Raw genomic sequence first — 13,402 nt, forward strand, 5'->3', positions numbered from 1 at the left:
GCGGTGGTTACCCCACCTGTAGCAATTTCGATGCCGACTGGGCGTTTTCGTCGGCCGTCTTGATCGAGCGGACCTGCATTTCGAACTCGCGGGAGAGCGAAATCATCTTCACGAGCACGTCGGAAGGGTTCACGTTGCTGGCTTCGATGGCGCCGGAGACCACTTTCACGTCGGCATCGGCCTGGGCCTGGCTGCCGTCCTTCATGTGCATCAGCCCGTCCGATCCGAGGCTCAGCTGATCGTTGCCCGGGTTGACGAGCTTGATCCGGTCGGTCGTGGCGACCGTCGCGGGCGATTCGCCCAGCGGCACGATCGAGATCGTTCCGTCCGAGCCGATCTTCACGCTGGAGGCCTGCGGGATGGTGATGGGGCCGCCGCCGCCGAGCACCGCGTTGCCGCGCGCGTCGGTCAGGAGGCCCTGGTCGTCGATGCGCAGGTTGCCGGCGCGCGTGTAGCCTTCGGTGCCGTTCGGCGTCTGCACGGCGATCCAGCCGTTGCCCTGCACGGATACGTCGAGGTCGTTGCCGGTCTGCGTCTGGGTGCCCTGCGTGGTGTCCCAGCCCGTGCCCTGCGCCACGCCGTTGATGCGCGTCTGCAGGCCATCGCCCTGCACCGGCACGCTCTGGAACGCGGACAGCTCCGCCTTGAATCCGGTGGTGTTGGCGTTGGCGAGGTTGTGCGCCACTTCGGCCTGCGCCCGCATGATCTGCGTGGCGCCGGTCATCGCGACATATACGGAGCGGTCCATGGCGGGATCCCTGTTCGATGGGCGGTACGCGGCCTGCGCCGCGTACCGCCGTCACGCTTAGTTGCGGATGTTGATGATCGTCTGGGTCAGCTTGTCGTCGGTCGAGATGACCTGCGCGTTCGCCTGGTAGTTGCGCTGCGCCTTGATCATGTTGACCAGCTGGGCCGTGAGGTCGGCGGTGTTGGACGACTCCAGCGAGCCTGCGACCACCGTGCCGACGTCGCCCGAGTTCGCCACGCCACGGATCGGCTGGCCCGACTCCGAGGACGGCACCCAGTTGGTGTCGTTGAGCTGGCGCAAGCCCTGGTTGTTGGCGAACGTCGCGATGGCGACCTGGCCCAGCGGCGTGGTCACGCCGTTCGAATAGATGGCCGAGACGGTGCCGTCCTTGGCTACATCGATCTTCGAGAACTTGCCGGCGGCGTAACCGTCGGTCGGCGCGGCGGTCGTGGCGAAGGTATCGCCGAACTGCGTGACCTTGTTCACGTCGATCGTCAGGTCGATCGGGGCCGCGCCCGGATTCGGGGACGCCGCGCCGAAGTTGAGCTTGCCGCCGACCGGCGTGGTGATCGCGCCGCCGCTGGTGAACGCGATGGGCTGCGCGCCGCCGACCTGCGTGCCGTCGACGGTCATGTACGCGTTCCACGTGTTCGGGTTGGTCGCGTCCTTCACGTAGTACACGTTGGTGGTGTGCGACGCGCCGAGCGAGTCGTAGGCCTGGAACGTGGAGAGGTAGTTGTAGGTCTTGTCGTTCGTCGGATCGAACGCGCCGCCGGTCGGCGCCGTGGCGCTCGACGACAGGTTCGCGGTCAGCGAGACGGTCGAGCTGGCCTTCGCGGGGCTCGTGCCGGTCGTGATCTTCAGGTCGGTGAGCGAGCTCATGTCGAAGCCGCCGGATGCGGTCGGCGGATACGCCTGCACGTACTGGCCCGTGGCCGTGACGATGTTGCCCTTGTCGTCCGGATGGAAGTTGCCCGCTCGCGTGTACGAGTAGCCGGAACCGTCGCGGATCGTGAAGAAGCCCGCGCCGCTGAGCGCGAAATCGTACGAGTTGCCGGTCTGGGTGTTGTTGCCGTCGCTGAACTGCTGGGCGATGTTCGTCAGGCGGACGCCGCTGCCGGCCGCGTTGGCCGAGAGGTTCTGTCCCGCCACCGAGTAGACCTGCGAGAACTCGGCGCGCGAGCCCTTGAAGCCGACGGTGTTGACGTTGGCGATGTTGTTCGCGGTGACCTCGAGGTCGGCGGACGCCGCGTTGATGCCGCTAAGGGCGATATCGAAAGGCATGGTGGATTCCTCGCTGTACTTACAGGATTTGCGCGATCTGACTGAGCAGGGCGCCGCCGTAGCCGGCCACCTGCAGGTACGTGCCGTCGGTGCCCGAAGCACCGACGCCTTCCACCTTGCCGCGAACGAACGTGTCGATCGCGGTTCCGCCGGAAGTCGCGGAAAGCTGGTAGACGCCGTCGGCGAGCTGCGTGCCGTCGTCGGACTTGCCGTCCCAGGTGAACTTGACCAGGCCGGCGTCCGGCTGACCGAGCGACATCGTGCGGACGACGTTGCCCGCCTGGTCCTTGATCTGCACGTTGACGTACGTGCCCGAGTTGCCGACGTTGACGGCGCCGCCGAGCGTGCCATCCGTCAGCTTCGCCGCCTTCGACGGCACCAGCACCTCGGTGCCGACGAGCGACGCCGCGCGCACGAACTGGTCGCCGCTGAGGTTGCTCGCCAGCGAGTCGAACGACTGCTGGAGCTGCTGCGTCGCGGCCACCTGCGAGAACTGCGCCAGCTGGGCCACCGTCTGGGTGGCGTCCATCGGCTTGGTGGGGTCCTGGTTGGTCATCTGGGTGACGATGAGCTTGAGGAAATCCGACTGGCTCAGGGTCTGCTGCTGGAGCTGGCTGGACGACGAGGCCGCCGCGCTGCCACTACCGATGGAATCGACTGCCATGGGTTGGTCCTTACTTGCCGAGGTCGAGCGTCTTCTGCATGAGCTGCTTGGCGCTGTTCATGACTTCGACGTTGTTCTGGTAGGAGCGCGACGCGGAGATCATGTTGACCAGCTCGTCGACCGGGTTGACGTTGCTCGAATAGACGTAGCCACTTTCGTCCGCGAGCGGATTGGAGGGCTCGAAGCGCGACTGGATGGGCGCCTGGCTTTCCGTCACCCCCATCGTGCGCACGCCCGCGTTCTCCATCTGGCCGTTGACCTGCTGCTGCACCGCGGAGAACAGCGGCTGCTTCGCGTGGTAGGCGGCCGCCTCGCTGCTGGCGACGCTGTCGGCGTTGGCCATGTTGCTGGCGGTGGTGTTCAGGCGCGCGGACTGCGCGGCCATGCCGGAGCCGGCGACGTCGAAAATCTTGATCAGGCTCATGAGCTGCTCCCCGTGATCGCAAGACGCATGGTGTGGATCTGGCCGTTGATGAAGCCGAGCGAGGCCTGGTAGTGGATCGCGTTGGCCGCGAACTGCGCCTGCTCGACCTGCGTGTCGACGGTGTTGCCGTCCATGGTGGGCTGGGTTTCGACCCGGTAGGCCATGCGGTCGGCGTCGGCGAGGGCCATCGCGGGATTGCCGCCGATGTGCCCCGACGAGGTCGCGGTCATGGGCAAGGCATTGCCCTCCACGGCGCCGGTCGCGGCGGCCATCACCTTGCGGAAGTCGAGGTCGCGGGCCAGGAAGCCCGGCGTATCGGCGTTGGCGAGGTTCGAGGAGATCACCTCGGCACGGCGCTGCCACAGGCCCAGGGCCTGCGCGTGGACGCCGAACAGCGAATCGGGTTTGTCGAGCATGGGTCCTGCCCCCTCGTGACCTTGGCGAAGAGGCAGGAGCAAGTCGCGTGCCATGCATGCGACGGCCACGAAAAACGGCGCCGTGGCGCCGTTTTCCGGGATCGGGGAGCGGGGTCGAACCGACTGGCGCCGGAATTCCGACGCGCCGTACGCGCTGTGACGACGGTGATCCGTCGCCCGGCGATCAGGCCGGGAGCAGTTCGAGGACGGTCGTCGCCAGGATGTCGGGCTGGAACTTGGCGATGAAGCGGTCGGCGCCGACGCGGTCGACCATCGCCTCGTTGAACACCCCGCTCAGGGAGCTGTGCAGCAGGACCTTCAGATGACGCAGCTGCGCGTCGTCGCGGATGGCGCGCGTGAGGGCGTAGCCGTCCATCAGGGGCATTTCGATGTCGGACACGACCAGCGCCACGCGCTCGTCGACCGGACCCATGGCCAGGGTGCCGAGCACGTCCAGGCCTTCACGGCCGTCCTTCGCCACCACGCACTCGAGGTCCATCTTGCGGAACAGGTCGACCAGCTGCGTGCGTGCCACGAGGGAATCGTCGACCACCAGCACCCGGCGATTGCGCGCGTGCTGGACCACGGCGGCCTGCTGGATGCGGTCCGAGAGCTCGACCGCCTGGGGGTCGACGCTCGCCAGCACCTGCTCCACGTCCACCACGGCGAGTAGGTCGCCATCGAGCCGCGTGACGGCGTTGACGCGGGCGCCGTAGCCCAGCGCGGCGGGCGGCGCCGTCATGTTGGCGCCGTCGACGTGCACGATGCGGTCCACGTCGGACACCAGAAAGCCCTGCACCGAGCGATTGAACTCGGTCACGATCAGGTGCGCCGTGTCCACCGCGGCGAGCGGGGGGTACCCCATGGCGGCCGCGAGGTCGATCACGGGAATGGTGTTCCCGCGGTAGTCGAAGCTGCCCGCGACCAGCGCGTGCATGCTCGGCATGCGCTCCAGCCGCGGCCGGCGCAGCACTTCGCGCACCTTGAAGACGTTGATGCCGAAGGCCTGGCCGTCGCCCAGGCGGAACAGCAGCATCGCCACGCGGTTGTGCCCGGCCAGGCGGGTGAAGGTTTCGACGGTGTCGAGGAGCGGTCGGGCCATGGCTGCGCGGCGTCTGCGGATGGTGTCGCGAACCGTATCGGCCAGCCGGCGCGTTTCTGTAGCCGGGCCGTGGCATGTGGATTGCATGGCTCAAGATGTCACGCCCCCTGACGATCTATTGGGGCGACCACTAAAACAAGCGAAAGCGAAGCCATGACCCTCCTCTGGAGCCAGCACGTCCGTCTCATCGCCCACGCGGCCGCCAGCGGCGACGCCGCGCGCGTCCGTGCGCTGTCCGCCCAGTACCCGGCGGCCGCCAGCGCGCTCGGCGCGCTGCTCAAGCCCGCGGAGCCGCGCACGGTTGCCGCGACCACGATCCAGGCGATCGAGCAGCAGGGGATGGTCCTGACGAACGCGCAGGCGCTCGGCGCGACGCTGCAGGAACTCGGCGCGGCCGTCGAGGGCGCCCGCGATACCGCCGGTCGTTTGACGGAAGCCGGCGCCAGGATTTCGACGGCCATCGACCAGGCCCACGCGGGCGTGGCCGGCATGGCCGACGCCGGCGGCCAGGGCCAGGCGACCTCGGCCGAACTCGACGGCCAGCTGCGCCTCCTGCGCAGCGCCCTGTCGGGCATGAGCCGCAATCACGCGCAGTTCTCCGAATACTTCACGGCCATCCGCAAGCTGACGGCCACGGTGCAGGACATCGCGCACCAGACCAACCTCGTCGCGCTGAACGCCGCGATCGAGGCGGCCCGCGCCGGCGAGGCCGGCCGCGGGTTCGCTGTCGTGGCCGACGAGGTCAAGCAGCTGGCCGAGAAGACCACGCAGGCCACCGCGGAGATCGACCAGGTCACGCAGGCGGTCGGCGAATTCGCCGGTCACCTGGACGACGCGGTCCAGACCAGCCTCCGCCGCCTCGACCAGTCCCAGGCGGGCATCGCGGGCATGCAGGCCTCGCTGGGTCGCGTCGACGACGCGGTCCGCGGCGCCCGCGGCAGCCTCGACGCCGCCCGCGAGGGCATGTCCGCCCTCACGGGCCGCGTCGCCACCATCCAGTCGACGCAGGCCTCGCTGGGCCGCGTCACCAACGAGGCACGCCGTCAGGCCGACGCCGCCGCGCGCGCCGCGGTGCTCGCGCACCGGCTCGGCCTCGCCCGCCTGGAAACGGAAGGCAATCTCGACGCCGCAAGCCTCAGCCAGATGATCCGCGAAGCGAGCCAGGGCCTGCGCTATGCGCTCGAGCTCGCCTCGCGCGATCCGTCGGGCCTCGATCGTCGCTGGCTCGATACCACGCCGCTGATGCGCTGCATCGACCAGCTGCGCGCGCTGCGCCCGGACGGCTCGGCCGATGGCGTCCGTGCCGCCGGCGAGCGCTTCTCCGTCCTCGCATCGCAGTACGCGATCACGCTCGGCGAAGGGCGTCACGCCGACGCCAGCCACATGCTTCCGGGCCTGACGCGCGAACTCGACGCCATCGCCCAGGGCCTCTCCGCCTCGCTCGCGGAGCGCGCGGCGTGATCCATCGCCTCCTCGCCGCCGCCGTCGCGCTGCTCGCCTGCCCGCTTCCCGCGGCGGCCACGCAGCCGCTGGACGCCGTGCGCGCGCTGGCGGTGGACTGGCTGCAGGCGAACCGCAATCTTCCCGGTGCCCGCATGACCGCGGAAGCCGGTCCTCTCGACAGCCGCCTGCGCCTGGCGGATTGCGCCGCCCCCTTGCAGGCGTCGCTGCCTGGCAACCGCCCGCTGGGCGCGCGTGCCAGCGTCGTCGTGCGCTGCCCGGTGCCCGGCGGCTGGACCGTCCGCGTGCCGGTCAAGGTGCAGATGTTCGCGAACGTGCTGGTCACCAGCCGCCCGCTGGCGCGGGGCGACGGTCCGGGCGCGGCCGACGTGCATAGCGAGGAGCGCGACGTCGCCAGCCTCGCCTATGGCTACATCGCCAGCCTCGACCAGATCGGCGGCCGCGCACTTGCCCGGCCGCTGAACGCGGGCACCGTCCTGACCCCCGGCATGCTGGCCGGCCGCCAGGCCGTCCGTATCGGCGACGCGGTGAGCATGGAAGCCACCGTCGACGGCGTCACCATCCGCGCCGAGGGCGTGGCCATGGGCGCCGGCGACGCGGGCGCACGACTCAAGGTCCGCAACGCGTCGTCGGGCAAGGTGCTCGACGCCGTGGTCAGCGGACCCGGCGTGGTCGCGGTACTGCCCTGAACGAAACAGCGACACGGTCACATTCCCCGGCCCCGGGCCGGTTAAAGTTCGCCGACAGGCTGCCGTTAAAGGGTCTGACGGAACACAAGCTCCGAGGGAAACACCCATGACGACGACGATCAAACCCGGCATCCAGGCTCCCCAGCCGCAGGTGCAGCTGCGTACCCAGAATCCCGCGACCGGTTCCGCCGGTTCGGCGCAGGGCGCCGCCACGGTTCGTCCGACCGACGACAGCGTCAGCATCACCGATTCGGCCAAGGCGCTCGACGCCGCCAGCCGCGGCGAAGGCATCGACACGAAGCGCGTGGACGAAATCCGCGCCCGCCTCGCCGACGGCACGTACAAGCCCGACGCCCAGGCCATCGCCAGCAAGTTTCTCGCGCTGGAAGGCCAGATGGGTAGCGGCAAGGCATGAGCGCAGCGCACGGCGCCGATTTCGATGCCGCGCTGGTCGCCGTGATGGGCGACCTGGCGCGTGACATCGACGCCCTGCACGCCTGCCTCATCGAAGAACGCCTCGCGCTCGACGCCACGGATCCGCAGGCGCTCGACGCCGCGACCCGCGCGAAGGGCGAGCTGCTCGACCGCATCGAATCGCTCGATGTCGAGCGCCGCCAGCTCAGCGAGGCGGCCAGTCTCGACAGCCTCGCCGACGCGCGCTGGGTCGTCGTGTTCGAGCGCCTTCGCGAATGCAGGCAGCTGAACGAAACCAACGGCCGCATCGTCGGCCAGCGGATCGGCCACGTGCGCCAGGCACTGGCCCTGATCTCGGGCGACTCGCCCGGCGGATCGACCTACGGCCGCAACGGAGAGGCGAAGATAAACCTCCGTTCCGCGACGCTTGCACAGGTCTGATCCCGACAGAACAGCGACAATCAAGCTCACCCAAGACGGCGCAAGAAGGAAGCAATGGCAGCAACTCCCCAGCCGACAGCGGTGAACGACGACGGCATCCTTCCGATCGTCCGCATTCCCATCCTCGACAAGAAGCAGTCGCTGTTCGCCTACGAACTGCTCTTTCCGCGCCCGGTCGGCACCGACATCGACGCCGCCTCGCTCGCGCATACCCAGGCCACGCTGAGCGCCATCGCCGACGGCAGCCTCAAGCGCCTGGTCCGCGACAACCGCGCGTTCCTGCACATGTCCCGCGACCTGCTCATGGAGCACGCGGACATCCTCCGCCACAACGCGCGGCTCGGCGCCAGCATCAGCGCCGACGTCGGTCTCGACGAACAGCTGCTGGCGAAGCTGCGCGAGCTGAAGGGGCATGGCTGCCTGTTCATGCTCGAGGACTTCAACCTTCCCGCCGATCCCGAACACCGCGCCGGCGTCGACGCGCTGCTGCGCATCGTCCAGTTCGCGAAGATCGCGGTGGATCACCGCCATCCCATCGCGGCCCGCGCGCACATGGATTACGTCCACGCGTTCGGCGTGAAGGTGATCGTGACCGGCATCGACACGCACGAGACCTTCGTCGACTACGCCGACCAGGACGTCGACGGATTCCAGGGCAAATACCTGCTGCGTCCGGAACGCGTGGACATGCCGCGCCTCACGCCGAGCAAGCTGGGCGTACTGCGCCTCATGGGAGCGCTGCAGGATCCCGACAACGGCCCCGTCGAGCTGGGCAAGATCATCCGCGACGACGCGATCCTCAGCTACAAGCTGCTCGGCTGCGTCAACTCCGCGTATTTCGCCCTGCCTCGCCAGCTCAAGTCCGTGGAACAGGCGGCCGTGTTCTTCGGCGTCAACCGCATGCGCAACTGGATCTTCACCATGGCCGTCTCGGGCATGGACGAACGTCCGCCCGAACTGCTCCGCCTCGCCCTCATCCGCGCGCACATGTGCGAAAAGCTCGCGCGTGCCATCAAGCCCGAGCTCCAGGAAATGGCGTTCACCGCCGGCCTGTTCTCGCTGCTCGACACGCTGATGAACGCCTCGATGTCCTACGTGCTCGAACACCTGCCGCTGGCGATCGAGATCCGCGAAGCGCTCCTGGACGGCACCGGGCCCTTCGCCGCGATCCTCGATCAGATCCGCCATTGGGAACAGGGCGAGCTGGAGAACGGCTCGACGCTTGACGAGGAACACGTGGCCAAGATGGCCACGGTGTACGTCGAGGCGGCCAGCTGGGCCGACCACGTCTACGCGTTCGCGGACGGCACGCAGACGGCGGAAGCCTGAGCGGTCAGACCCCGGACGCGGTGATCACGTGGATCACCAGGTATTGCCAGACGAGCAGCAATGCCATCACCGCCATGGTCAACAGGGTCAAGGCCGCGCCCATGGCGCGGCCCGCCGAGATCCCGGGTGAGCGCGACAGACCGAACGCGTGCAGCAGTCGCGCGACGATGAGCGCGATACCGAAGACGTGCAGCAGCAACGGCACGGTCTGGTTGAGTTCGAGGATCAGCAGCAGGATCAGCGCCAGCGGGATGTACTCGATGGCATTGCCATGACTGCGGACCGCGCATGCCACCGTTCGGTCGCCGCCGTCGCCAAGGCCGATGCTGGTTCGCTTGCGCAGGAGCATGACGCGAACCGCCAGGCCCAGCGTGATGAGCACCAGCAATGCCGCATACAGTCCGGTGATACGCATGGACGACTCCCTCAGTGAACCTGCGCGGTGCGTTGTTGCACCCGCCAGATGGCGAGGCCTGCGCCGAGTACCGCGAAAAGCAGCCAGACGCTGGCGGCCATGGCGTCGCCGGCGAGCCACATCACGCCTGCGACCGCCGACACGACGACAGCACCGATACCCAGGGCGAACAACGCGTCGCGTCGCATCCGGCCGGTGAGCGCGAGCAGCAGCGCGCCAGTGCTCGAAAGCAAGAAGGCGATGACGCGCAGCGGAAGCACGGCCTGCGGTGGCTCGGGAAGCGCCGGCACCACCTCCAGCAGGCTGCGTTCGCCGACCTGCACGTCGAATCCGGCGTCGCCCTCCTTCGCGGGCGCGGGGATCAGCGTGTCGCCGTCGATCCGGGCGAGCACGGTCATCGACTGCAGGGGAACGGCCTCCCAGCTGACGCGCAGGTCGCCCAGTCGCGGATGCGCGGGTTTGGCGCTGGTGACCAGCGCATCGTCCACGCGCTGGAACGTCGCGGCCAGATTGGCGGGCAATTTCCTTTCGTCCGGCGCCACGGTGGTACGGCCAGGGAATGCGCGGAGAATCTTCTCCGACAGTCTGAAATTGCCGAGCTTCACTTCGCCTGCCTCGAACTGCCTGCCCTGGATGGGGAAAGCGCCCGGGTTCACGTGGCCGGCCGGCCGGGCGAACGTCGAGGCATCGATCGGACGATCGACCCAGTCCAGCTCGTAATGCGTGGCACCGCCGACGGTGATCTCGCGCCACTGGAACATTTCGACGTGGCGGATCAGGATCGGGGAATCCGCGCGCACGTTGAATTCCGGATCTCGCGGCGCATCGACGATCTGCGGCATGCCGCTGACGCGCGTCTGCGAGCCGTACTGTCCGGCGGCCGGTCGGCCGGCGGCACCGAGATCGAGCACCGGCGCACCATGCCGCTGGATCGCGGCGGCGTAATCCATCACCCGGCGCTCGTTCCACGCGATGAGGCCCAGCCCCGCGAGCAACAGCACGGCGCCCGCGAGGCGCGTGCCCCAGGCCATGCCGCCATGCTTCACCTTGTACGTCGACGTCATCCTGCCCCCGTCATGCGCCGGCGCGGGCCTCTAGCCCGTCCAGCCTATCCAGCGTATCGACCGCCGAGTAGCGGCCTTTAGCATCCTTTTCCACCGCCGCGAGCGCGCAGCCATGATCGTGCGTGAAAAACAGCCTCACGCCCCGGGCCATCTTGTCGTCAAGGAATGTCTTTTTCTCGTCGATGAGTTTCTCCGGCCAGCGGTCGTACCCCATCGTCACCGGCAGGTGTACCCACGCACGACCCGGAATGAGATCGGCGCAGAAGACCACGCCACCCACCTCGGCGAGCATCAGTCCGGGCGTATGCCCTTCCGAAAATTCGAAGCGCACGGCATCGCCCAGCGACGACGGGACACCGGCCTCGACCCGTTCCAGCCGTCCGCTCTCCTCGAGCAGGCGGATGATGTCCGGGATGAACGAGGCCCGGTCGCGCGGGTGCGGATCGCGCGCACGCGCCCAGTGTTCCGCACCCACCAGGAAGCGCGCGTTGGGAAACAGCAGCCGCGGCGCCTCGCCCTCCGCCCATGGCGCGAGCAGTCCGCCGGCGTGATCGAAGTGCAGATGCGAAAGCACCACGGCGTCGATGTCCTCGTGCGACAGGCCCGCTTCGGCGAGCGAATCGAGCAACACGTGCCGATCCTCCACCACGCCGTAGCGCTCGCGCATCGCGGGTTCGAAGAAGGCGCCGATGCCGGTTTCGAACAGCACGTTGCGCCCGTCGAGACCGGTCGCCAGAAGACAGCGGCAGGCCAGCGGGATGCGATTGTGTTCGTCCGGCGCGATCCAGCGGGACCACATCGCGCGCGGCGCGTTGCCGAACATGGCGCCGCCGTCCAGCTGCTGCGAATTGCCGATCAAGGACCAGAGTTTCATCGCGACGACCTTATTGCACCTTGCCCAGGCCAGACGGACGGCGCGGATCGCTCGCGGCGTCCAGCGTGTTCGTCCGGTGATCCCACGTGACCACGTTCATGAAGCCCCAGGGCGAGCGGTTGCGCAGCACGTGTCCCATGTCGAGCAGCGTCTTCGTGGTCGCTGCGTCGAACACGCCGTCTTCCACATCGACGCGGTCCGGCAGGTACTGGTGGTGGTAGCGCTTCTGCGCCGTGATCTCGGAGGCGCTCTTGCCGTCCACGAATGCGAGGATCCCTTCGAGCACCTGCGTGATGATCGTCGAACCGCCGGGCGAGCCGATGACGGCCGTGCGGTTCGCGCCCAGCACGAAGCTCGGGGACATCGACGACAGCATCCGCTTGCCCGGCTCGGGCGCGTTCGCGAGCGCGCCACGCAGACCGAACGCGTTCGGCTGGCCCGGCACGAGCGCGAAGTCGTCCATCTCGTCGTTCAGCACCACGCCCGTGCCCTTCGCCACGAACGCCGAACCGAACTCGAGGTTCACGGTCAGCGTCGACGCGACCATGTTGCCGTCGGCATCGATCACCGAGAAATGGGTGGTGTGCATGCCCGGCTCCGGCGCCATGGACGTCGGCAGCAGGTCGGACGGCGTGGCCTTGTCCGGCGAGATGGTGGCGCGCAGCCCGTCGGCGTAATGACGCGACAGCAGCATGTCGAGCGGCATCTTCACGAAGTCCGGGTCGCCCAGGTATTCGTTGTGATCGCGGAACGCGCGCCGCATCGCTTCGATGGTGAGGTGCGTCGAATGCGCGAGGTCCATCTTCGTGAGGTCGAAACCCGAGAGGATGTTGAGGATTTCCGCGATGGCGACGCCACCCGACGACGGCGGCGGCGCGGTGACGATGCGGTAGCCCTTGTAGTCGACCGTGAGCGGCTCGCGCTCCTTCACCTTGTAGGCTTCCAGGTCCGCGGCCGTCCAGTTGCCACCGGCCTCGCGCGAGGCGGACACCAGCAGCTTCGCGGTTTCGCCCTTGTAGAAGCCGTCCGCGCCCTTCGCGGCGATGCGCTCGAGCGTCTTCGCGAGGTCCGGCTGGCGCAGCGTCCAGCCCTGCGCCGGCACCTTGCCATCCGGCAGATAAAGGGCGGCGGAGGCGGGATAACGCGCCAGCGTGTCCTTGCGGTCGTCGATCGCACCGAGGAAACGCTTGTCGGGCTGGAAGCCTTCCTTCGCGATGCGGATCGCGGGCGCGAGCGACACCGACAGCGGCAGCTTGCCGTAGTGCTCCGCCATCCACGCGAGGCCGGCAGGCTCACCGGGAATGCCGGCCGACAGCGGTCCGTTGGTCGACACGTCGCGGTTCGGCTTGCCGTCCTTGCCGACATACACCTTCATGTCGACGGCTTTCGGCGCCGTCTCGCGCGCGTCGATGAAGACGTCGCGCTTGTCGGACGCCCTGTGCAGCAGCGCCATGAAGCCACCGCCGATGCCGGAACTCTGCTGTTCGACGACCGCGAGGGTCGACGAGACCGCGATCGCGGCATCGAACGCGTTGCCGCCCTTGGCCAGCACTTCGAAGCCGGCATTGGTCGCGAGGAAATTCGCGCTGGCGATGGCGGCATGGCCGGGACCGCGCGCCGCGGAAGGCGCATCCTGGGCGGCGGCATGTCCGGCGCCGGCGACGAGGAACAGGCTCGCGGCGACGACGCGCCACGACGGGGCATGAACCATGGGGATGGATCTCCGGGAAATATCTTCAACCCCCGAGATTAACCCATGCCGCCTCAGGACGCCGCGCGGGCCATCAGGTGCTTGTACTTGAGCATGAGCTGCTCGTTCGTCTCGACGTGATCGGGATCGTGCGGAATGCACTCGACCGGGCAGACTTCCACGCACTGAGGGTTGTCGAAGTGGCCGACGCACTCGGTGCAGAGGTTGGGATCGATCACGTAATACTGCTCGCCCAGCGAGATGGCCTTGTTCGGGCACACGGGCTCGCAGACGTCGCAGTTGACGCAGGTGTCGAGGATCATCAGGGACATGGCCGACATTTTAGCGCGGTACGGCCTTCCCTGCTGGCCGGCATGAAAAAGGGCG

16 protein-coding genes are annotated in these 13,402 nt (G+C 68.2%); 5 read left to right on the plus strand and 11 right to left on the minus strand.

The features are described 5' to 3' along the window. Positions 1-7 precede the first annotated feature (7 nt). The 6 genes from flgF to J2X58_RS09710 form a co-directional block, all read right to left on the minus strand. Complete coding sequence (gene flgF / locus J2X58_RS09685; protein ID WP_310047822.1) at positions 8-748, minus strand: flagellar basal-body rod protein FlgF; 741 nt, start codon at positions 746-748, stop codon at positions 8-10. A gap of 57 nt (positions 749-805) precedes the next feature. Beyond that, positions 806-2,032: a flagellar hook protein FlgE gene (flgE, locus tag J2X58_RS09690; protein ID WP_090176756.1), complete on the minus strand. Its 1,227-nt coding sequence runs from the start codon at positions 2,030-2,032 to the stop codon at positions 806-808. A 19-nt stretch (positions 2,033-2,051) separates the two neighbouring features. Further along, positions 2,052-2,696: a flagellar hook capping FlgD N-terminal domain-containing protein gene (locus tag J2X58_RS09695; protein ID WP_090052069.1), complete on the minus strand. Its 645-nt coding sequence runs from the start codon at positions 2,694-2,696 to the stop codon at positions 2,052-2,054. Positions 2,697-2,706: 10 nt separating this feature from the next. Next, positions 2,707-3,120 (minus strand): flagellar basal body rod protein FlgC, encoded by a 414-nt coding sequence (gene flgC / locus J2X58_RS09700; protein WP_090052067.1) that lies wholly within the window; start codon positions 3,118-3,120, stop codon positions 2,707-2,709. Continuing rightward, positions 3,117-3,536 carry a flagellar basal body rod protein FlgB gene (gene flgB, locus J2X58_RS09705; RefSeq protein WP_310047824.1) on the minus strand — a complete coding sequence of 140 codons (420 nt, stop codon included), beginning with the start codon at positions 3,534-3,536 and terminating at the stop codon, positions 3,117-3,119. Before flgB ends, flgC begins: the two co-directional genes overlap by 4 nt. 184 nt (positions 3,537-3,720) lie before the next feature. Further along, a complete protein-coding gene (locus tag J2X58_RS09710; protein ID WP_090052064.1) occupies positions 3,721-4,638 on the minus strand; it encodes a chemotaxis protein in 918 nt (305 codons plus the stop codon). A 153-nt stretch (positions 4,639-4,791) separates the two neighbouring features. On the opposite strand from J2X58_RS09710, the gene J2X58_RS09715 reads away from it, so the two are divergent. The 5 genes from J2X58_RS09715 (at position 4,792) to J2X58_RS09735 (ending at position 8,972) form a co-directional block, all read left to right on the plus strand. After that, positions 4,792-6,099, plus strand: coding sequence for a methyl-accepting chemotaxis protein (locus J2X58_RS09715; RefSeq protein WP_310047826.1), 1,308 nt, complete (start codon positions 4,792-4,794; stop codon positions 6,097-6,099). Beyond that, entirely contained in the window at positions 6,096-6,788 is a 693-nt protein-coding gene (gene flgA, locus J2X58_RS09720; RefSeq protein WP_310047828.1) for a flagellar basal body P-ring formation chaperone FlgA, read from the plus strand. The genes J2X58_RS09715 and flgA overlap by 4 nt, the downstream gene beginning before the upstream one ends. Positions 6,789-6,894: 106 nt before the next feature. Next, a complete protein-coding gene (flgM, locus tag J2X58_RS09725) occupies positions 6,895-7,203 on the plus strand; it encodes a flagellar biosynthesis anti-sigma factor FlgM (RefSeq protein WP_090052061.1) in 309 nt (102 codons plus the stop codon). Beyond that, a complete protein-coding gene (locus tag J2X58_RS09730; protein ID WP_090052059.1) occupies positions 7,200-7,643 on the plus strand; it encodes a flagellar protein FlgN in 444 nt (147 codons plus the stop codon). Before flgM ends, J2X58_RS09730 begins: the two co-directional genes overlap by 4 nt. Positions 7,644-7,697: 54 nt before the next feature. Further along, positions 7,698-8,972, plus strand: a complete 1,275-nt coding sequence (locus J2X58_RS09735) for an HDOD domain-containing protein (protein ID WP_310047829.1) — start codon at positions 7,698-7,700, stop codon at positions 8,970-8,972. 4 nt (positions 8,973-8,976) lie between these two features. Here the strand turns inward: J2X58_RS09735 and J2X58_RS09740 are convergent, their stop codons facing one another. From J2X58_RS09740 to J2X58_RS09760, 5 genes are read right to left on the minus strand one after another with little or no spacing between them, the layout of a single operon-like run. Next, on the minus strand, positions 8,977-9,387 hold the full coding sequence (locus J2X58_RS09740) for an MAPEG family protein (protein WP_310047830.1): 411 nt from the start codon (positions 9,385-9,387) through the stop codon (positions 8,977-8,979). An 11-nt stretch (positions 9,388-9,398) separates the two neighbouring features. Continuing rightward, on the minus strand, positions 9,399-10,451 hold the full coding sequence (locus tag J2X58_RS09745; protein ID WP_310047831.1) for a TMEM43 family protein: 1,053 nt from the start codon (positions 10,449-10,451) through the stop codon (positions 9,399-9,401). 10 nt (positions 10,452-10,461) lie between these two features. Next, positions 10,462-11,325, minus strand: coding sequence for an MBL fold metallo-hydrolase (locus J2X58_RS09750; RefSeq protein ID WP_310047833.1), 864 nt, complete (start codon positions 11,323-11,325; stop codon positions 10,462-10,464). Between the two features lie 10 nt (positions 11,326-11,335). After that, positions 11,336-13,036 carry a gamma-glutamyltransferase gene (ggt, locus tag J2X58_RS09755; RefSeq protein ID WP_310047834.1) on the minus strand — a complete coding sequence of 567 codons (1,701 nt, stop codon included), beginning with the start codon at positions 13,034-13,036 and terminating at the stop codon, positions 11,336-11,338. A 53-nt stretch (positions 13,037-13,089) separates the two neighbouring features. Then, positions 13,090-13,347 carry a YfhL family 4Fe-4S dicluster ferredoxin gene (locus J2X58_RS09760; RefSeq protein ID WP_310047835.1) on the minus strand — a complete coding sequence of 86 codons (258 nt, stop codon included), beginning with the start codon at positions 13,345-13,347 and terminating at the stop codon, positions 13,090-13,092. Positions 13,348-13,402 lie beyond the last annotated feature (55 nt).

The organism is Luteibacter sp. 3190 (assembly GCF_031456385.1).
Lineage (GTDB): Bacteria > Pseudomonadota > Gammaproteobacteria > Xanthomonadales > Rhodanobacteraceae > Luteibacter.